At 73.1% G+C, this 18,716-nt stretch carries 19 protein-coding genes and 2 pseudogenes; 12 read left to right on the plus strand and 9 right to left on the minus strand.

Annotated elements, in window-relative coordinates:
• Positions 1-19: 19 nt before the first annotated feature.
• A complete protein-coding gene (locus ABT245_RS34105) occupies positions 20-3,070 on the minus strand; it encodes an FAD-binding and (Fe-S)-binding domain-containing protein (RefSeq protein ID WP_351741351.1) in 3,051 nt (1,016 codons plus the stop codon).
• Complete coding sequence (locus ABT245_RS34110; RefSeq protein WP_351741354.1) at positions 3,067-3,672, minus strand: cysteine hydrolase family protein; 606 nt, start codon at positions 3,670-3,672, stop codon at positions 3,067-3,069. Before ABT245_RS34110 ends, ABT245_RS34105 begins: the two co-directional genes overlap by 4 nt.
• 314 nt (positions 3,673-3,986) lie before the next feature.
• Here ABT245_RS34110 and ABT245_RS34115 point away from each other — a divergent pair, with 314 nt between their 5' ends.
• Genes ABT245_RS34115 through ABT245_RS34125 form a run of 3 tightly spaced genes read left to right on the plus strand, consistent with a single transcriptional unit; the run spans position 3,987 to position 5,718 of the window.
• Positions 3,987-4,676 carry a hypothetical protein gene (locus ABT245_RS34115; RefSeq protein WP_351741357.1) on the plus strand — a complete coding sequence of 230 codons (690 nt, stop codon included), beginning with the start codon at positions 3,987-3,989 and terminating at the stop codon, positions 4,674-4,676.
• On the plus strand, positions 4,673-4,927 hold the full coding sequence (locus ABT245_RS34120; RefSeq protein ID WP_351741360.1) for a hypothetical protein: 255 nt from the start codon (positions 4,673-4,675) through the stop codon (positions 4,925-4,927). Before ABT245_RS34115 ends, ABT245_RS34120 begins: the two co-directional genes overlap by 4 nt.
• On the plus strand, positions 4,924-5,718 hold the full coding sequence (locus ABT245_RS34125) for a metallophosphoesterase family protein (RefSeq protein WP_351741362.1): 795 nt from the start codon (positions 4,924-4,926) through the stop codon (positions 5,716-5,718). Before ABT245_RS34120 ends, ABT245_RS34125 begins: the two co-directional genes overlap by 4 nt.
• Here the strand turns inward: ABT245_RS34125 and ABT245_RS34130 are convergent.
• Positions 5,606-6,409: an ANTAR domain-containing protein gene (locus ABT245_RS34130; protein ID WP_351741364.1), complete on the minus strand. Its 804-nt coding sequence runs from the start codon at positions 6,407-6,409 to the stop codon at positions 5,606-5,608. The genes ABT245_RS34125 and ABT245_RS34130 overlap by 113 nt on opposite strands.
• 132 nt (positions 6,410-6,541) lie before the next feature.
• On the opposite strand from ABT245_RS34130, the gene ABT245_RS34135 reads away from it, so the two are divergent.
• Positions 6,542-6,883 carry a helix-turn-helix transcriptional regulator gene (locus ABT245_RS34135; RefSeq protein ID WP_502982250.1) on the plus strand — a complete coding sequence of 114 codons (342 nt, stop codon included), beginning with the start codon at positions 6,542-6,544 and terminating at the stop codon, positions 6,881-6,883.
• Positions 6,884-6,907: 24 nt separating this feature from the next.
• On the opposite strand, the pseudogene ABT245_RS34140 reads toward ABT245_RS34135, so the two are convergent.
• Positions 6,908-7,072, minus strand: a pseudogene (locus ABT245_RS34140) (LLM class F420-dependent oxidoreductase); the annotation flags it as partial.
• Positions 7,073-7,098: 26 nt separating this feature from the next.
• On the opposite strand from ABT245_RS34140, the gene ABT245_RS34145 reads away from it, so the two are divergent.
• The 5 genes and pseudogenes from ABT245_RS34145 to ABT245_RS34165 all read left to right on the plus strand — a co-directional run bounded on the left by ABT245_RS34145 (position 7,099) and on the right by ABT245_RS34165 (position 10,657).
• The gene (locus ABT245_RS34145; RefSeq protein ID WP_351741369.1) at positions 7,099-7,551 is read left to right on the plus strand and encodes an MrpF/PhaF family protein; all 453 of its coding nucleotides are present in this window, start codon (positions 7,099-7,101) and stop codon (positions 7,549-7,551) included.
• A complete protein-coding gene (locus tag ABT245_RS34150; RefSeq protein ID WP_351741372.1) occupies positions 7,544-7,825 on the plus strand; it encodes a Na(+)/H(+) antiporter subunit B in 282 nt (93 codons plus the stop codon). The genes ABT245_RS34145 and ABT245_RS34150 overlap by 8 nt, the downstream gene beginning before the upstream one ends.
• Entirely contained in the window at positions 7,822-8,562 is a 741-nt protein-coding gene (locus tag ABT245_RS34155) for an MnhB domain-containing protein (RefSeq protein WP_351741375.1), read from the plus strand. The genes ABT245_RS34150 and ABT245_RS34155 overlap by 4 nt, the downstream gene beginning before the upstream one ends.
• A 10-nt stretch (positions 8,563-8,572) precedes the next feature.
• Complete coding sequence (locus ABT245_RS34160; RefSeq protein ID WP_351741434.1) at positions 8,573-8,920, plus strand: NADH-quinone oxidoreductase subunit K; 348 nt, start codon at positions 8,573-8,575, stop codon at positions 8,918-8,920.
• A pseudogene (locus ABT245_RS34165) lies at positions 8,920-10,657 on the plus strand (complex I subunit 5 family protein). The gene ABT245_RS34160 and the pseudogene ABT245_RS34165 overlap by 1 nt, the downstream one beginning before the upstream one ends.
• Before the next feature lie 221 nt (positions 10,658-10,878).
• Here the strand turns inward: ABT245_RS34165 and ABT245_RS34170 are convergent.
• Entirely contained in the window at positions 10,879-11,580 is a 702-nt protein-coding gene (locus tag ABT245_RS34170; protein ID WP_351741377.1) for a CBS domain-containing protein, read from the minus strand.
• Between the two features lie 294 nt (positions 11,581-11,874).
• Here ABT245_RS34170 and ABT245_RS34175 point away from each other — a divergent pair, with 294 nt between their 5' ends.
• Positions 11,875-12,786: a universal stress protein gene (locus tag ABT245_RS34175; protein ID WP_351741380.1), complete on the plus strand. Its 912-nt coding sequence runs from the start codon at positions 11,875-11,877 to the stop codon at positions 12,784-12,786.
• A gap of 126 nt (positions 12,787-12,912) precedes the next feature.
• On the opposite strand, the gene ABT245_RS34180 is transcribed toward ABT245_RS34175, so the two are convergent.
• Both ABT245_RS34180 and ABT245_RS34185 read right to left on the minus strand, forming a co-directional pair.
• Positions 12,913-13,572, minus strand: coding sequence for a CBS domain-containing protein (locus ABT245_RS34180; RefSeq protein WP_351741383.1), 660 nt, complete (start codon positions 13,570-13,572; stop codon positions 12,913-12,915).
• A 135-nt stretch (positions 13,573-13,707) separates the two neighbouring features.
• The gene (locus ABT245_RS34185; RefSeq protein ID WP_351741386.1) at positions 13,708-14,271 is read right to left on the minus strand and encodes an Rv1733c family protein; all 564 of its coding nucleotides are present in this window, start codon (positions 14,269-14,271) and stop codon (positions 13,708-13,710) included.
• 356 nt (positions 14,272-14,627) lie between these two features.
• Here ABT245_RS34185 and ABT245_RS34190 point away from each other — a divergent pair, with 356 nt between their 5' ends.
• The gene (locus ABT245_RS34190) at positions 14,628-15,719 is read left to right on the plus strand and encodes a zinc-dependent alcohol dehydrogenase family protein (protein WP_351741388.1); all 1,092 of its coding nucleotides are present in this window, start codon (positions 14,628-14,630) and stop codon (positions 15,717-15,719) included.
• A complete protein-coding gene (locus ABT245_RS34195; RefSeq protein ID WP_351741391.1) occupies positions 15,716-16,396 on the plus strand; it encodes a helix-turn-helix domain-containing protein in 681 nt (226 codons plus the stop codon). The genes ABT245_RS34190 and ABT245_RS34195 overlap by 4 nt, the downstream gene beginning before the upstream one ends.
• Positions 16,397-16,455: 59 nt before the next feature.
• On the opposite strand, the gene ABT245_RS34200 is transcribed toward ABT245_RS34195, so the two are convergent.
• Together ABT245_RS34200 and ABT245_RS34205 are read right to left on the minus strand one after the other, a co-directional pair.
• On the minus strand, positions 16,456-17,106 hold the full coding sequence (locus tag ABT245_RS34200; RefSeq protein ID WP_351741394.1) for a CBS domain-containing protein: 651 nt from the start codon (positions 17,104-17,106) through the stop codon (positions 16,456-16,458).
• Between the two features lie 570 nt (positions 17,107-17,676).
• A complete protein-coding gene (locus ABT245_RS34205) occupies positions 17,677-18,702 on the minus strand; it encodes a 6-phosphofructokinase (RefSeq protein WP_351741396.1) in 1,026 nt (341 codons plus the stop codon).
• Positions 18,703-18,716: the final 14 nt, after the last annotated feature.

Raw genomic sequence — 18,716 nt, forward strand, 5'->3', positions numbered from 1 at the left:
GACCAGGTGTGACCTGGGGCTACGGGCGCAGCCGGCGTACGAGGCTCACGGCGGCCGTGGCGGCCGTGGCGGCCAGCGTGCCGGCGCCCGCGGTGGTCGCCCACCGGGCCGGGGCGGAGGGGACACGGGGGCGCCGGGCCAGCCGCTCGGGCCGGTCGCCGGGCAGCGGGCCGTCGAGTCCGAGGGCCAGCACCTCGGCCAGATGCAGCGCCCGGCGGCCGGTGTCGCCCTGCTCGATCTGGGTGCGGCAGCTGAAGCCGTCCGCCAGCAGCACGTCGTCGGGTGCGGCGGCGCGGACGGCGGGCAGGACGCCCAGCTCGCCGACGGCCAGGGAGACCTCGTGGTGACCTCGTTCGAAGCCGAAGTTGCCGGCCAGCCCGCAGCAGCCCTCGTCGAGGACGTCGGCGTCCAGGTGGGCGCGGCGCAGCAGTTCACGGTCGGCGTCGAACTTCATGATGGCGTGCTGGTGGCAGTGCGTCTGCACCGTCGCGTGCCGGGCCAGCCGCGGCGGTCGCCAGTCCGCGCGCAGGAGTTGTTCGGCGAGGGTGCGGACCTGCCCGGCAAGCCGGCGGGCGTCCGGGGCGCCGGCCAGCAGCTCGGGGGCGTCGGCCCGGAAGACGGCCGTGCACGAGGGTTCCAGGCCGACGACGGGCGTGCCCGCGTCCAGGTAGGGGCCAAGGACTCGCAGCGTATGGCGCAACACTCTTTTCGCCGTGGCCAGTTGGCCGGTGGAGATCCAGGTCAGAGCACAGCAGACGGGTGCGCTGGGTACGGTGACGCGAAAGCCGGCGTCCTCCAGGACGCGGACCGCCGAGATCGCGACGGACGGGTGGAAGTAGGTGCTGAAGGTGTCCGGCCACAGCACCACCGCCGCCGGATCCGCCGGGTCCGGCTCATCGGGGCGGCGGGCCCGCCACCACTGGAGGAAGGACTCACCGGCGAACACCGGTGCCTGCCGGTCGCCGGCCACGCCGGCCAGCCGTTTGCCCGCACCGGCGAGTCCGGGTGCGTGCAGCACACTGTTGACCAGTCCCGGGGCCGGCCGTGCCAGCCGGGCCCACAGCGGCAGCCAGCCCATCGAGTAGTGGGCGGCGGGCCGTGGCCGGCCGGCGTAGTGGTGGGCCAGGAACTCCGCCTTGTACGTGGCCATGTCGACGCCGGTCGGGCAGTCCGACTTGCAGCCCTTGCAGGCCAGGCACAGATCGAGGGCGTCGCGTACCTCGGTGGAGCGCCAGCCGTCGGTGACCGCCGAGTCCGCATGCCCGTCCAGCATCTCGAACAGCAACCGGGCACGTCCCCGGGTGGAATGCTCCTCCTCCCGGGTGGCCCGGTACGAGGGACACATCACGCCGCCCCGGTGGCTGCGGCAGTTGCCGATGCCCACACAGCGCAACACGGCCCGGGTGAAGGAGTAGTCGTCCTCCGGATAGCCGAAGTGGGTGTCGTTCGACGCCGGTTGCCAGGCCGGCCCGAGGCGCAGTTGCCCGTCCACCGGGTGCGGGTCGACCACCTTGCCCGGGTTCATCCGGTTGCCGGGGTCGAACAGCGCCTTCAGTTCCCCGAAGGCGGTCACGAGCGGTGCGCCGAACATGCGGGTCAGCAGCTCGCCCCGGGCCTGGCCGTCCCCGTGCTCGCCGGACAGGGAACCTCCGTAGGCGGCCACGAGGTCGGCGGCCCGTTCCACGAAGCGTCGGAAGTCCGCCACCCCGTCCGCGGTGCGCAGCCCGAACGGGATGCGGGTGTGCACGCACCCCTGCCCGAAGTGGCCGTACAGGGAAGGATGGTCGTAGTCGAACTCCACGAACAGCCGCTTCAGGTCGCGCAGATAGTCACCGAGGCGGTCGGGCGGGACGGCGGAGTCCTCCCAGCCCTCCCAGGTCTCGCGGTCGTCCGGCGGCCGGGCCGTCACGCCGAGGCCGGCCTCCCGCGCCTTGAGCATCTGCTGCTCGCGGTCGGGGTCGTCGGAGAAGGCGACGGAGGGGTCCTTCTCCCCGCGGCCGGTCGCCTTGAGCAACTGGTGTGCCTGGTCGTCGGCCTCCTCCTGGCTGTCGCCGCTGAACTGCAGCAACAGCCAGCTGTCCGCGTCGGGCAGCGCGTCGAGGGAGTCCAGGTAGGCGTGCTCCTCGCGCATGAGCTGGGCCATCCGCCCGTCCAGGGCCTCCAGTTGGGTCGGGGCACCGTGCTCCAGCAGACGCGGTACGTCGTCGGCGGCGCGGCAGATGTCGTCGTAGCCGAGGACCAGCAGCGACTGGTAGGGCGGCACGGGGACGAGGTCGAGTTCGGCGTGCAGGACGGTGACGAGGGTGCCCTCGCTGCCGACCAGGGCCCGCGCGACGTCGAAGCCGCGCTCCGGCAGCAGCGAGTCGAGGTTGTAGCCGGAGACCCGGCGCGGGATGTCCGGGTAGCCGCGCCGGATGTCCGCCAGGTGCCCGGCGACGAGCCGGTCGAGACCCTCGTAGATCTCGGCCCGGCGACCGCCCTCGGCGGCGATCCGCGCCCGCTCGGCCCGGGAGGTCGGGCCGACCCACATGCGCAGGCCGTCGTAGGTGAGCACCTCCAGACGGCGCACGTTGTCGACCGTCTTGCCGTACGCCTGAGCGGACGCCCCGCAGGAGTTGTTGCCGATCATGCCGCCCAGCGCACAGTGGCTGTGGGTGGACGGCTTGGGACCGAACTGCAGCCCATGATCGGCCAGGCGCCGGTTGAGTTCGTCCAGGACGATCCCGGGCTCCACCACACACGTACGGGTGTCCGGGTCGACCGAGACCAGGGCATGGCAGTACTTGCTCCAGTCGATCACGACGGCCGTGTTCGTCGTCTGACCGGCGAGGCTCGTGCCTCCGCCCCGGGACAGCACGGGCGCCCCGAACCGGGCACACACCTGGACCGCGCGGGCACCGGCCTCGACCGTGCGGGGCACGACCACGCCGAGGGGGACCTGCCGGTAGTTGGAGCCGTCCGTGGCGTAGGCGCCCCTGGTGCCCGGATCGAAGCGGACCTCGGCGTCGGTCTCGGCACGCAGCGCCGCGACCAGCCGGTCCGCGGGCGCTTCGAGGACGGGTTCGCTCATGCTCGGCCTCCCGGCTGGTGTCCGTCGGATACGGGCCAACGGGTACCCAGGAATGCGATGTCTTGCGCCATGACGATCCGTGCCCCCATGTTGCGCTCCATCATTTCCAGGGCCGCGTCCGCCAGCCGCGGATGGATGGAGGCGACGGCGTCCCGTGGCACGGTGACCTCCAGATGGCGGATGTGCGCGTCCAGCGCGGAGTAGAGCACGCACTGCTCGGTGACCTGGCCGCTCAGCACCACGTGTCCGGCGCCCAGGCGCCACAGCAGATAGGACAGGGGTGTCTCGTAGAAGATCGAGTGGCGGGCCTTCACGACGAACAGCGACTCGTCGTCGGGCCTGATCGGCTCGATGAGGTCGGCGTAGGGCCGGGACAGCGCGCTCTCCAGCAGTTCTCCGTGATGGGAACGCCACAGCCCGAAGTTGTCGTTCGCGTACACGACCGGCACCTGTGCCGCACGGGCCCGGCCGATCAGGTCCGCGAGGACGGGCACCACCCGCCGTGTGGAGGGCACCAGCAGTTCGGCGTCCTCGTGGTCGTATGTGTTGATCATGTCGATCACGATGAGGGCGCAACCCGCCGCCTTCGCGGTGCCGTCCATGGCTGCCACCATCCGTCCGACGCGTCAGCCGCGCAGCCGCGGCAGGAATTTTCTTCGCAGGACAGGAAATATCCGAAGTGAGCCATCTGTGTGCCTTCCTGGTGGAACGGGGCCGCGCCTTCGAGTACCCGGGGGAGCGGACCGTCGAACCCGCCCCCTGCGCGGCACGGGGGTCTCCGGCCGGCGCCGCCGGGTACGGCGCGAGGTTCGCGGTGCTCCGTGTCGCCCGGGGAGCCCCGGGTACCCGGCCCCTGCCGGAGCCGCCCGACGGCTGCGGGCGCCGGGCCGGGTGAAGCCGGGTGAAGGGAGCGGTCGTGAGGACGAACGCGCAGGGCACGCAGCACGCGCGGCACGCCGCCGCGGCCACCCCGCACGCCGCCGCGAAGGGGCCGCCGCCTCCGTCGCACAAGGATCCGCCCCATGACCGCGGCCAGCAGATCCTTGAGGCGGCCAAGCAGGTGGGTGCCGTCCTGAAACGGTCGGGGCACCGGTTCGCGCTCGCCGGGAGCGTGGCGGTCTACGCCCACGGCGGCGGCGACCGCCCCCGGCACGACGTCGATTTCTGCGTCCTTTCCGAGGACGCCGCGGCGGTGGCGGAGGACCTGCGCGCGGCCGGACTCGGGGTGCGCGTCCCACCGGAGGACTGGCTGCTGAAGACCACATGCTTCGACCAGGACGTCGACCTCATCTTCGAACTGGCCGACCGGCCGGTCACCGAGGAACTGCTGGACCGCGCCGAGGAACTGCCGGTGGACTCCGTGCGCATGCCGGTGCTGTCGGCGACCGATCTGCTGGTCAGCCTGAACACCGCCTTCTCCGAGCACCACTGCGACTTCGGGGCGGTGCTCCCCGTGGCCCGCTCGCTGCGCGAGAAGGTCGACTGGGACGAGGTGCGCAGCCGGTGCGGCCACGAGCCGATGCCCGCGGCGTTCCTGTTCCTGCTGGAACGGCTGAACGTCATCGCTGCCGGCCGGCCGCCCGCATCGCCGCGGGAGCACCGGTGAACCCGCGGGGCTGCCTGGAGTATCAGGTCGCTCATCTGGCCGAGCGGCTGGCGGAGGGCAATCTCGGCGAGCTGGGTGTGCGGGCCGAGATCCGGGGCGAGGCCCTGGTGCTGACCGGCACGGTGGGGACCGCCCGGTGCCGCCAGGACATCCTGCGCATCGCCCACGAGACCTTGCCGGACCTGCCCCTGCTCAGCGACCTGGTCATCGCGGACAACGGTCCGCCCGATCACGCGGAGGAGTTCTGGTGATCCGGGTGGCGGCCGTCGGCGACATCCACATGGGGCCCGAGAGCCGGGGCACGCTCCGCCCCGCCTTCGAGACCCTGCCGGACTGCGCGGACGTGCTGCTGCTGGCCGGTGACCTCACCCGGCACGGCACCCCCGAGGAGGCGCGCGTGGTCGCCCGGGAGATAGCGGACCTGGCCGTGCCGGTGGTCGCCGTCCTCGGCAACCACGACCACCACGACGGACGGGCCGACGAGGTGACGGCCGTCCTGCGGGAGTCCGGGGCACAGGTCCTGGAAGGCGAGGCGACGGTGGTGACCAGGTCCGGACTGCGCATCGGCGTGGCCGGCACCAAGGGGTTCGGCGGCGGGTTCGCCGGCCGCTGCGCCGGTGAGTTCGGCGAACCGGTCATGAAGGAGTTCGTCCGCTACTCGCGCCGCCGGGCCGACGGTCTGCGCGGCGCCCTGGAGGAACTGGGCCGCAGCCGGTGCGATGCGCGGATCGCCCTGACCCACTTCTCACCCGTGCCGGACACGCTGGCCGGCGAACCCCCGGAGATCTATCCCTTCCTCGGCAGCTATCTGCTTGCCGAGGCCATCGACACGGCCGGCGCGGACCTCGCCGTCCACGGCCATGCGCACTTCGGCGCGGAGCACGGCATGACCGGCGGCGGGATCAAGGTGCGCAACGTGGCACAGCCCGTCATTGGGCGGGCCTTCCACGTCTACTGCCTGCCCGACGGGGGGCACGGGGCGGCGCCGACGCGCGGGCGCTCCGTGCGTCCGCTGCCCGTCGCCGGGCGACCGCCGCCGTGAGCTGCTGTCGCACCGGCCGCGGCAGCGTGCCCCCGGTCACCGCGGTGACCACGTTCGAGGCAAGGCGGTGCAACTTGGTGTTGGTGCCCTGGGAGGCCATGACCAGCACGTCCCAGGCCTCGTCGGCGTTCAGCCCGAACGAGGCCATCAGGATGCCGCGGGCCATGTCGATCTCCGGCCGGGTCTGCAGAGCCCGCCGCAACTGGACGACCTCCGAGCGCAGGCTCTCGCCCGTGCCCTCGTCCGTGTCCACGTCGGCTATGTCGCCTACGTCCGTGCGGGCGTCCGTGTCGCCGCCCGTGGTGTCGTGCGCGCCCTGCTGCGCCGGTGTGAACAGGCTGCGCGTGTCCGTGAGGGTCAGCAGTCGTTCCGCCACCCCACTGGCCGCCGTCACGGCGATCGTCTTGCCCACCGCGAGCGCCTGCCGGCGCAGGGTCAGCAGCACATTGAGCGCGGAGCAGTCCCAGAACGTCAGGTCACGCAGGTCCAGGTCCAGGCGCGAGACCGGCTTGTCCAGCGCGGCGCGCAGGGTGTGCTCCAGCAACTCGGCGTCGTCGAAACACAGTTCTCCGTCGATGCGCACGACGACATGGTCGCCGTCACGTCGCGTGACAATCGAGGAGGAGATCGTTCTCATGCAGACGGGATCGTGCCCGTCGATCGACCATGTCGTGTCGGGCGGCTGCGGCATGACTGCCTCTCCGTGGTCCTGCGTGTCCCACCAGCGTCGCCCGCCGCGCGCAGCCCGTCAAGATATACATGAATTTTATTTCGTTCTTTTGAGTGCATGCCCGCCCGGCCTTACCCTTTCCCCATGGTTGGAGTGGATGGAGTGCCCGAGCCGCACACCGGATGGACGTTCCTCACCAGCCACGCCCGTGTGCTGGCCACCATCGCCGACAACCGCAGGGCGCGCATCCGCGACATCGCCGCGCGTTGCCGGCTCACCGAACGCGCCGTTCAGAAGATCATCTCGGATCTGGAGCGGGACGGCTATCTCTCCCACACCCGCCAGGGACGCGGCAACACCTACCGGATCGACGCCAGCAAGATCCTGCGGCACCCGGCCGAAGCCGACCTGACGGTGGCCTCCCTGCTGTCGCTGCTGATCCGGGACGAGGCCGAGCGCCACGGCGTGGTGCGGCAGGCCCGGTCCGACCGGTGAGCCGGGCCCCGGCGCCGAAGGACGTCAGCCGAACGCGTCGCGCAGCGCCGGGAGCAGTGTCTTCTGCGACCAGTCCAGGAACTGCGGCTGTGTGTCGCCGCCGATCTGGACGAGGGCGACGTCGGTGAACCCGGCCTCCGCGTAGGGCCGTACCGCCGCCACGAAGTCGTCCGGGTCGTCGCCGCGCGGGCCGCACGGCAGGCGGTGAGGGAGCGTTGAACGGCTGGGTCCTCGTGGCGACGATCCTGCTCGGCGCGGGGCTGGCGGCGACTGTCTGGGGCGTGGCGAGCGGGCCGCCGGCCCGCCGGGCGGTGGCGCAGAACCTCACCACCTCCGTCGCCTGCCCGGGTCTGCTGCTTCTCGCCCAGGGCTACGACCGCTCCTCCTATGTGGATCTCGCCCTGCTCCTGGCGCTGCTGGGACCGGTCGGCACACTCGTCTTCGCGCGGTTGCTCGCCGAGGACCTGGCCGATTCCGGGGCGTCAGCCTGGAGGCTGACGTGGGCGGCGGCAGGCGTGGGCGCGGTCGTCGTTCTCGCCGTGTGCGTGGCCGCCGGACCGGGGCGCGCCATGGTGAAGCTCCTGGTGACCGGCGCCTTGCTGATCGGCGGCAACCTCGTCGCCTCCCGCGCGCTGGCGGGCGGCTTTCGGGGGGTGCGCGGTGGCTGACGCGTCGATCGTCGTGGTTCTGGTGCTGGTGGCGACCGCCGCCACGGCGACCGCCGCCACGGCGGCGGTCGCCACCCGCGATCCGGCCCGTCAGGCCCTGGTGCTGTCCGTGCTGGGCACCCTCCTCGCCGTGCTGTTCACCGTGTTGCAGGCCCCCGACGTCGGCCTGTCGCAGCTGGCGGTCGGCGCGGCCCTCACCCCGCTGCTGATCATGCTGTCCGTGCGCAAGCTCAAGCGGCGCGCCCGGACCCGGGTGAGGGACGGCGACGGATGAGCCGCCGGCTGCGCCTGGCCGTGCTGGCCGTCGGCGGCGCGGGCCTCGCCGTGCTGCTCGTCCTCGCCTGCCTCGACCTTCCCTCGTTCGGCGGGCGACGGCATCCCTACGGGGACCGGGCCGTGCGCGCCTCACTGGCCCGGCACACCGCCAACACCATCGCCTCCGTCAACTTCGATCTGCGCGCCTACGACACCCTTGGCGAGATGAGCATCCTGTTCGCCGCGGTACTGGGCTGTGTGGTCCTGCTGCGGCAGGCCCGGGACGAGCACCGTGCGCCGCCCGCACCCGCCGACGTGGCACCCGCCGTGGCCCGCTACGCCCTTGTCGTGCTGCCCATCGCCCTGGTCGTGGGCGTCTACGTCATGGCCCACGGGCAGCTCAGCCCCGGCGGCGGATTCCAGGGCGGGGTGGTCGCCGCCACCGCACTGCACCTGCTCCACCTGGGCGCCGACTACCGGGCCCTGGAACGCGTCCGCCCCATCGGGGCGTTCGAGGTCTGCGACGCGCTCGCCGCCGGCGCGTACCTGGTCCTCGGCCTCACCGGCGTCCTGGCCGGCACCGCGTTCCTCGCGAATACCCTGCTGCCCTACGGCACCTTCAACACGCTGTCGTCCGGCGGCACCGTGCCCCTGCTGAACGCGGCCATCGGCATGGAGGTGGCGAGCGCCGTCGTGGTGCTGCTCGCCCGGTTCCTTGAGCAGGCCGTCGAGATCGAGGAGGAGCAGGGGAGTTGAGCCGTCCGTGATGCACGTCTTCCCCTATCTGGTCGCCGTCTATATCTTCCTGGCCGGCTGCCTGGGCCTGGCGACCAGCCGGAACCTGATCCACGCCGTGGGCTGTCTGTCCGTGTGCCAGTGCGCGACGTACGTCCTGCTGCTGGCCGTCGGCTACCGGGACGGCGGCACCGCCCCCGTCTTCTCCGACCTGAAGCCGGGCACCCGGCCCCTGGTGGATCCCGTCGTGCAGGCCCTCACCCTCACCGACATCGTCGTCGGCGCCACCGTCACCGCGCTGCTGCTCGCGCTCGTCCTGCAGATCGCCAAGCGGCACGGCACAGTCGACCCCGACGAACTGATGGAGCTGCGCGGCTGATGCACCATCTGCTCCCGCTGCTCACGGCGGTGCCGCTGCTGGGCGCCGCGGTGCTGGTCGCCGCGGGCCGCCGGCTGCCACGGCTCGCCGCCGAGAGCACCGCATGCGCCTTCTCCGGCGGCACCGGGGCCCTCGCGCTGGTGCTGCTGCTCCACGCCTCGCCCGCCCTCGCCGAACACGTCGGCGGCTGGGGGCCCGGCATCGGCATCGTGCTGCTCGGCGACGCACCGGCGCTCGGCATGGCCGCCCTCGTCGCGCTGCTGACGCTCGCGGCACTGGCGTACTCCTGGCACTACTTCGACGAGCCGCCGCGCGGCCACGCCGGTTCCTTCCCGGCCCTGATGCTGGTGTTCCAGGCGGGCATGTCCGGCTTCGCCCTGGCCGGCGACCTGTTCAACGCGTTCGTGTTCTTCGAACTGATGGGCGTCGTCGCCTACGCGCTGACCGGCTACCGGATCGACGAGGCGAAGCCCGTGCAGGGCGCGCTGACCTTCGGCGTCGTCAACTCCCTGGGCGCCTACGGCCTGTTGATGGGCATCACGCTGCTGTACGCGCGCACCGGCGAACTGGGCATGGCCCGGATCCAAGACGGCCTGGACGCGCACGGCGGACCCGACGCGCTGGTCCTCGCGGCGTTCGTACTGGTGACGACGGGCCTGCTGGTGAAGGCCGCCGCCGCGCCGTTCCACTTCTGGCTCCCGGACGCCCACGCGGTCGCCCCCACCCCGGTGTGCATGCTGTTCTCCGGCGTCATGGTGGAACTCGGCGCATACGGCGTCTGGCGGGTGTACACCACCGTGTTCGCCGGGCCCGGCGGCATCCCGGCGGGCGACTTCGAGCGCGCGCTGGTGGCCCTCGGCGTGCTCACGGCGCTGACCGGGGCCCTCCTGTGCTGGTACCAGCGGCACATCAAGCGGCTGCTCGCCTACTCCACGATCGCCCACATGGGTCTGTTCCTCGTGGGTATCGGCCTGCTCAAGCCGGCGGCCGAGGACGGAGTGGCGCTGTACATCCTCGGGCACGCCGGGGTGAAGGCCGCGCTGTTCGCCTGTGCCGGCGTCCTCCTCGACCGGTTCGGCAGCCCTCGACGAGCACGCCCTGCACGGCAGGGCCCGCCGGATGCGCGGGACGGGGGCGATGTTCGCGGTGGGCGCGCTCGGTCTCGCGGGCCTGCCGCCGTTCGGCACGGCCCTCGGGAAGTTGACCGTCGAGGAAGCCGTCGGCGGCCCGCTCACGGCGCTGTACGTCGCCGCATCGGCGAGCACCGCCGCCGCGGTGCTCCGGGTCACCGCCCGGGTCTTCTGGGGACTCGGCCCACGCCCCGAGAACTCGTCCCGCTACGAGACCACCGGCTTGGGCGAGCGGCCCGAGACCGGGGGCAGACTGCTGCGGGTCCCGGACACCATGACGGCCGTCCCGGCGGTGCTGCTGGCCGCCGCGCTCGCCGTCGGCGTGGTTCCCGGCTTCGCCGCGGCCGTGGCCCGCGGCGTCGACGCCGCGGGCGCCGGGGAGGTGCACTGGACACCGCCCGGCGTCCTGCTCGGTCTGCTGTCCACGGGGCTGGCCGCGGCTCTCGCCTGCCGCGCCGTGGTACGCCCTCGCCGGGCGGCGGCTCCCGGCTGGGCGCAGCGACTGCGCCGGCTGCAGTCCGGGCACGTCGGGGACTATGTGGCCTGGCTGCTGCTCGGCGCCGCCGCGCTGGGGGCGCTGGCCCTGCCGGGCGTCCTGGACGGCTGAAACCCGGTTGCCTACGTCAGCAGCCGCTCGGCAGGGTCCGTACCCGGCGCGGGGCGCCCGGTCCGGCGGAGCCGTGCCAGCGCGTCGGATCGGCCGGGCGCCGTGTGCGCGGCCGGCCCTCCAGCCGCTCCTCGCATGCCGGCCCGGCACGGCCCCGGACCGGTAACGACCGGCCGCCGCCCCGTCCCGCCCGGTGGGGCGGCCCTGGGGTGTGGTTCGTGTCAGGTCGGGGGGAATTCGGCGATGTCGGGGAGGTCCGGATCGAGGTTCGGGCGGCGTAGTGGTCCCATGAGTGCGCAGTCGACGTCCACCACCCCCTCGACCCCGCGCACCAGCCGCGCCACGACGGGCACGAGCGCGCTGTCCCGGACCCGGCCGGTGAGCGTCACGACGCCGTCGTGCACCTCGACCCGCAGCGATTCGGGCTGCGCCACGAACAGCCGCCCGAGGACGTCGCGGCGCACCTCCTCGGCGATCTCCTCGTCGTCCCGCAGGAACACCTTGAGCAGATCGGACCGGCTGACGATGCCCGTGAGCACGCCGGCGGTGTCGACGACGGGCAGTCGTTTGATCCCGTTGCGTGCCATGATCCGGGCGGCCACCGCCAACGTCGCGCTCCCGGCCACGGTGACGGCGGGCGCGGTCATCAGCCGGTCCGCGGTGACCGCGGCCGCCTTGGCGGCGGCCGAACCGTCCGCCGCCCGGGGGACAGGGGACGGACCGCCGTCCCTGGCCTCCTCCTTCGGCAGCAGATCGGCCTCGGAGACGACGCCGACGACCCGTCGCTCGTCGTCCACCACCGGCAGCGCCGTCACCCCCCACTGGCGCAGGGTCCGCACGATGTCCTTGAAGGAAGCCTTCGCCCTCACGGCGACGACCTTGCGGGTCATCACATCACTGACGGCGTAGCGACGGCCGGTCATCTCGACCTCCCGGGCTGCTCGGAATCGTCGTCCCGCCTTCCAGGCTCGGTCAACACGCCCGGGACGGCATGGGCCGGGTGGCCCACACCGGGGACTGCGCGGCTCCCGCACCTCCCTCGTGGCCGAAGGCCACCGGAAGGGGCCGAAGGGCCCTCGTGCCGTTCCGGTACGGAGTGCGACGGTGAAATCGGCCCCACGCGCCGCAGAGCCGACACGGCGGATGCGGCCGGGGACGTGCGAGCGTACGCGCGGGGGACTGCCGCGCCGGTCGCGGCCCGACGAGAGGCGGTGAGGATGATGCGTCTGCCCTTGGTCGTAGGCGTCGACGGATCGGACTCCAGCCTGCAGGCGGTGGACTGGGCGGCCGACGAGGCGGTGCGCGACGCGGATCTGCCCCTGCGGCTGGTCCACGCGTCGCTCTGGGAGCAGTACGAGGGCGACATGCCCTCGACCGGCGACCCGGGGCCCGCCCACCCTGCCGCCGCCGACCGGATCGTGACGGCCGCGACAGCGCGCGCCCTGCGCCGCGCCCCCGCGGTCAGGGTCGAATCCGTGGTCCTGGAGGAGGACCCGGTGTACGCGCTGCTGCGCGAGGGCCACAACGCCACCGCCGTGGTGACCGGTTGCCGAGGCCGCGGGAAGATACCGGGTCTGCTGCTCGGCTCGGTGGGACTGGCCGTGGCCGGCCGCGCGGACGGACCGGTGATCGTGGTCCGCGGCGGGCCGGCGGGTGCGGCGGGCCCGTACGAGCGGATCGTGCTCGCGGTCGGGGAACCGGGAACGAGCGGCGAGGCGGCGCGCTTCGCGCTGTGCGAGGCCGCGGCCCGACACTGCGCCCTCGACGTGCTCCGCACCTGGCTCTGTCCGGCACACCGGGCCGCCCGGCATGCCCTGCTCGTGGGGGACCGGGGCCACGGGTACGAGGAGCGGGCGGTCACACCCACGACCTGTGAGGAGCAGGCGTCCGCGCTCGTCGACGACGTGCTGCGCCATCCCATGAGCGAGTACCCCCAGGTGCGGGTGCACCGCTGCGTCCTCGAAGGACCGGCGCGCAAGGTGTTGCTCGACCGGTCCGGCGCCGCGGACCTGCTGGTCCTCGGCGTACGGCGCAGGAACGGCGACGAAGGGCTGCACCTGGGCCTGGTCGCGCACACGCTGCTGCACCACGCCCTGTGCCCCGTGGCCGTCGTACCGGACTTTCCGTGACCGCCGCCCACTCGCGTGCGGTCCCCACCACCAGACCCAGCACGCGGGCCGAGGCGTCCGCGTCCCCCGGCCCGGGTGCGCGCGGAACCGGCGCCGGTCCGAAGGAGCGCCGGTGACCCGGCGCCGCTACCGTCGCGGCGCGTCGCCCTCCCGTGCGAGGTCGAACTCCACGTCCACCACGCCCTCGACGGCCCGCACCAGACGGGCGGCCACGGGCAGCAGGGAGGTGTCGCTGACCGTGCCGCTCAGTGTGACGACCCCGTCGCGCACCTCGGCCCGGACGGCCGACGGCGGGAGGAAGAGATACGACACGATCTCGCGGCGCACCTCCTCGGCGATGTCGTCGTCCTCGCGGAGGAAGACCTTGAGCAGGTCGGTCCGGCTGACGACGCCCTGCAGCAGCTGGAGGTCGTCGACCACGGGCAGCCTCTTGACCCGGGCGCGCGCCATGACACGCGCCGCCTCGGCCAGGGTCGCGTCGGCCCGGACGGTGACCGGGGGCGAGGTCATCAGATCGGCCGCCGTGACCGCCTCGGCCTTGGCCAGGTCGGCGGGCCGGCGCAGCCGGAGGTAGCCCACGTCCGGGTCGTCGCGCAGTTCCTCCGTCGGGAGCAGATCGGCCTCGGAGACCACACCGACCACCCGGCCCTCGCCCTCGATCACGGGAAGCGCGCTGACCTTCCAGTCCCGCATCAGCCGCACCATCTCCTTGAACGGGGCCCGCGGGCCGACGGCGGCGACCGTGTGGGTCATGACGTCACTGACGATGTGGGGAGCGCCGTACATGATGAACTCCGTCGGGTCGCTCGCGGGCGGGTGTGCCACTTCCAGCGTGGGCCGCTGCCGGCCGGCGGGCCAGGGGCCGCCCGGCCCGCCGCCCAGGCCGTTCGGGCCGTTCGGCAGAGTCCGGGGACGGACCGGTCAGGCCGCCCTCGGGCCCCGGCGGCGTCCCATCAGCTCCCACTCCCGGTCCCAGCGGGCCATACGACGCCGGTCCAGCCGCGCCCGCGCGACGGCTCCCGCGGCCAGCGCCGGGGCCGCCACGAGGCACGCGGCCGCGGTGCCGTAGAGACCGGCTTCGACGGCCGCCATGGCGCGGCTTGGCGGCTGCCCGGTCAGCCGACCCCGGTCGTCCTGCCAGACCACCACCCGGGCGCCCCTCTTCAGCCCCGCGTCGACCAGCGTCCGCGCCGTACGCGAGGTACCGTCCGGCGCCGTCCAGCGCACCGAGTTGCGGACCTGGCCGCTCGCCGTCCAGGCGGTCATGGGCACGGCGTCGGCGAGCAGGACGGCACGGACGGGATGCCGGTGGGCGCGCTCCCGCGCCAGCATGTCCGCTGCGGCATGTGCGGCCGCCGCCCCGGCGACCGCCCCGCCGACCACCACCACGACCCAGACGGCCAGGACGATCCATGCCTCTACGACGTCCTCGCGCCGCCGCAGCGGATTGCTCCGCCACCGCCACAGCCGCCGTGTCGCGCTCATCGCGGAACACCTCACTTCTCCTCGCCCCGTCGCCTCGTCGCGGTGCTGCCTCGACGGTTCCCCTTACGGGGTCGCCGTGGCCAGGGGCCGATGGAGCCCCGCCCGGCAGGCGGACGGCCCATCTCCCGTGCCGGCATAGGGGCCATGGGTCCCGGCATGCGGCCACCGCGCCCGGGGCAGCCGAGGGGCGGACCGGCGGCAGGCCAGGGCCGGTCGGCCCAAGCGCGGCGACCCGCGCACCCCACAGGCTGAAACAGCGGGGCGGCGGGCCCGGCACCACGCCGGGTCCGGGTCGTGTTCTCGGCCGTATCGGCCGGGACCGGGCCCCGCGACAGGTCGAACAGGTGAGGAGCGTCATGAAAGGCTTCGTTTTCCACGGCCCGGGACAGGCGTCCTGGCAGGACGTCCCGGATCCGGACATCAAGGAACCGACCGACGCGATCGTGAAGGTCGGAGCCGTCACGATCTGCGGGACGGACCTGCACATCCTCAAGGGGGACGTGCCCGAGGTGCGCTCCGGAACGGTGCTCGGCCACGAGGCCGTCGGCGAGATCGTCGAGGCCGGCAGCGATGTGCGTACCGTCCGGCCGGGTGACCGGGTGCTCGTCTCCTGCATCACCTCGTGCGGCCGGTGCCGGTTCTGCCGGGAGGGCGGCTACGGCCAGTGCCAGGGTGGCGGCGGCTGGATCCTCGGGCATCGCATCGACGGCACTCAGGCCGAGTACGTGCGCGTCCCCTACGCCGACCTGTCCGTGCACGCGCTGCCGGGCGCCGTACGCAGCGAGGACGCCGTACTGCTCGCGGACATCTTCCCGACCTCCTACGAAGTGGGCGTGCTCAACGGGCGCGTACGTCCCGGCGACACCGTGGCCGTCGTGGGCGCCGGTCCCATCGGGCTCACCGCGATCGCCACGGCACGCCTGTTCGCACCGGAGCGGATCATCGCGGTGGACCTGGCCCCGGCCCGGCTGGAGGCGGCACGCCGGTTCGGCGCCGACGCGGTCGCCGACGGCCGTGAGGACCCCGTCCAGTTGGTCGCCGACCTGACCGACGGGCTCGGGGCGGACGTGGTGATCGAGGCCGTCGGCGTGCCGGAGAGCTTCGAACTGTGCACCCGCATGGTCCGCCCCGGCGGGCATGTGGCCAACGTCGGGGTGCACGGCAAGCCGGCCACGCTGCACCTGGAAGACCTCTGGAGCAAGAACGTGACCATCACGACCGGGCTGGTGGACACCTACTCGACGCCCACGCTGCTGCGGATGGCCGCGGCCGGCCGGCTGCCGACCGGCCAGTTGGTCACCCACACCTTCCCGCTGGACCACATGGAGGAGGCCTACGACGTCTTCTCCCGGGCGGCCGACACCGGCGCGCTCAAAGTGGTGCTGGACGGGGAGCAGCACGAACTCGCCGTTCCCACGGCCGGACTTGAAGGGCTCGGCGCAACATGAGCGAACGGACGAGGGCGGGTACGGGCACGGCGCCCGCGGAGCCGCCGGGCGATCTGGGCCGACGTCTGACCGCGCGGCGGACACAGGTCGGCCTGAGCCGGCGGGAAGCCGCCGCGCGCGCGGGCATGGCCACCAGCTATCTCAGCCACCTGGAGGAGCATCCCGGGGCCACGCCGAGCACGGGCGCGCTGCTGCGGCTGGCCGAGGCGCTGGAGACCACCGTCAGCGAGCTGAGCGGCGGCGCCGTCGACCCGCCGGCCGGTACCGGACGCGCCGGACGGTCCCCGGAGTTCACCAGGCTGCGCGCGGGCGAGTGCCGGGCCCTGCTCGCCTCGCACGGAGTGGGGCGGATCGCGGTACCCACCCCTTCGGGGCCGGTGATCGTACCGGTCAACTACAGCGTCGTGGACGAAGCGATCGTCTTCCGCACCGCGCGCGGCGCGACGCCGGCGCTGGGCGACGGCTGCCAGGTGGGTTTCGAGGTCGACCACATCGACGAGGCGTTCAGTCAGGGCTGGAGCGTGCTCGTCCGCGGCACCGCACGGGTGGTGACGGACCCGCAGGAGCAGCGCCGGCTGACGCAGCGGGCGTACAGCGCGCCCTGGGCGGGCGGCTCCCGCAATCTGTGGGTGTGTATCCGTCCCTTCACGGTCTCCGGACGCCGGATCACCGTCTGAGCCCGACGGACGCCGGATCACCGTCCGAGCCCGACCCGCGTGCCGTCGGTCCTGCGGGGCTATGTGTCGGCCGCGGTGAGCCGGCAGTCCACCCTCACCACGCCCTCGACGCCGCGTACGAGGCGGACGGCCAGCGGGATCCGGCTGCCGTCCGCGACGCGTCCGGTCAGTGTCGCGACGCCGTCGGTGACCGTGATGTGCACGGGCTCGACGGGTGCCGGGAACAACGGGTCGACGACATCGCGCCGTATCTCGTCGGCGAGGTCCTGGTCCGGACGCAGGAAGACCTTCAGCAGGTCCCCGCGGCTGACCACGCCGTCGAGCAGGCCCTCGGCGGTCACCACGGGCAGCCGTTTCACCTGCCGCAGCGCCATGATGCGTGCGGCCTCGGCGAGCGTGGCGTCGGCGCGGACGGTGACGGCCGGGGTGCTCATCAGCTGCTCGGCCGTCAGCGCCCCGGCCTTGGCCAGGTCGGGAAGCCGGTTCTGCTGGGTGCGCCGGTCCGGGTCCTCGTCCCGGAACTCCTCCTTGGGCAGCAGATCCGCCTCGGAGACCACGCCGATCACCCGGCCGTCGCCCTCCACCACGGGAAGCGCACTGATCTGCCACTGCTCCATGCGTGCCACGATGTCCTTGAACCGGGCCTCGCGCCCCACGGCGACGACGGCGCGCGTCATCACATCGCCCACCCGGTGCGGGCTGCGCTCCATGCTCTCCTCCTCGGGGTTCTCGGCGCATATCGCCGGGTGAGCCGGTATGAGGGGACGGGAAGGGCCACCCACTTCTCGCGGATCCGGATTGCGCGGTGCACGGCCACGAGCCGCTTCTCCGCGTCGCCAACGCTCCTTCCCGCCCATCTCCAGCACACCACGGAAACGACCCACCGACGAGTGCCGATCGGCCCCATTGACACGGGACGAGCTGCCGGTGGCGCCCCCGCGGCGCCGGGCTCCTCGGCGACGGGCCGCGGGGACCGGGCGGCTTCGACGGGCTCGCGGTTCGCCCGGTGGCGGACTTCGCCTTCTCGGCCGGCCAGGCGGGCGGGGCAGCGCTGCGGGCGGTCCGGCCCGGGTCCTGCCCGCCTGCCCGCCGAGTCGGTGCCGCATGGACGCCGTGTGTGACCGCGCCTGCTCGTCGTGGGCTCCGGCACCGGTCCCGGCTCAGCGGGGGCCGGCTGCGGCCTGCGGCCCCGCGTGCTGCACCATGCCGGCGGCCGTTCCGTACGGCGGGTGATCTCCGGGCCGGTCGGCGCACCCCAGCCCGCCCGCGACTTTGTGCGGTCAGCCGAAGAACGCCTCGAACTCCTCGTACAGCGACGGATCGACCTTCTTCGTCCGGCCCGTGACATCGGCCAGCGGAACCCGCACGATCCCGGTGCCGTGCAGCGCCGTCATCACACCGAAGTCACCGTCCTCGACCGCGTCCACGGCGTGCAGCCCGAACCGCGTGGCCAGCCAGCGGTCGAACGCGCTCGGCGTACCGCCCCGCTGGACATGACCGAGAACGGTGGTACGGGCGTCCGTGCCCGTACGCTCCGAGATCTCCCGGGCCAGCCACTCGCCCACTCCGGACAGCCGCACATGGCCGAACTCGTCCACCGTGCGGTCCTTGAGGATCATCCGCCCCTCCTTGGGGACCGCGCCTTCGGCCGCCACGACGATGGGCGCATAGTTGATCTTGAACCGGCTCCGCACCCAGCCACACACCTCGCCGATGTCGAACGGCCGCTCCGGGACGAGGATCACATTGGCGCCGCCCGCGATGCCGGCGTGCAGGGCGATCCACCCGGAGTGCCGCCCCATCACCTCCACCACGAGTGTCCGCATGTGCGACTCGGCGGTGGTGTGCAGACGGTCGATGGCCTCGGTGGCTATGCCGACGGCGGTGTCGAAACCGAAGGTGTAGTCGGTGCCGGACACGTCGTTGTCGATGGTCTTCGGTACGCCGACCAGCCTGATCCCCTGGCGGCTCAACTCGGCGGCCACGCTGAGGGTGTCCTCGCCGCCGATCACGACGAGCGCGTCCACGTCGTGTGCGGCGAGCGTGTCCTGTACGCGGCGCACCCCGTCCTCGTGCTTGAACGGATTGGTGCGGGAGGAACCGAGGATGGTCCCGCCGCGCGGGAGGATCCCGCGCACGCTGGAGATGTCCAGCGGGACGACGCTGTTGCGGAGCGCCCCGAGCCAGCCGTCGCGCAGTCCGACGAACTCGAAGGCGTACTTCTGCACGCCTTTGCGGACGACGCTGCGGATCACCGCGTTCAGGCCCGGACAGTCTCCGCCACCGGTCAGTATGCCGACCTTCATGGCTGTCTCCCTTG

Source organism: Streptomyces sp. NPDC001508 (assembly GCF_040298665.1).
GTDB lineage: Bacteria > Actinomycetota > Actinomycetes > Streptomycetales > Streptomycetaceae > Streptomyces.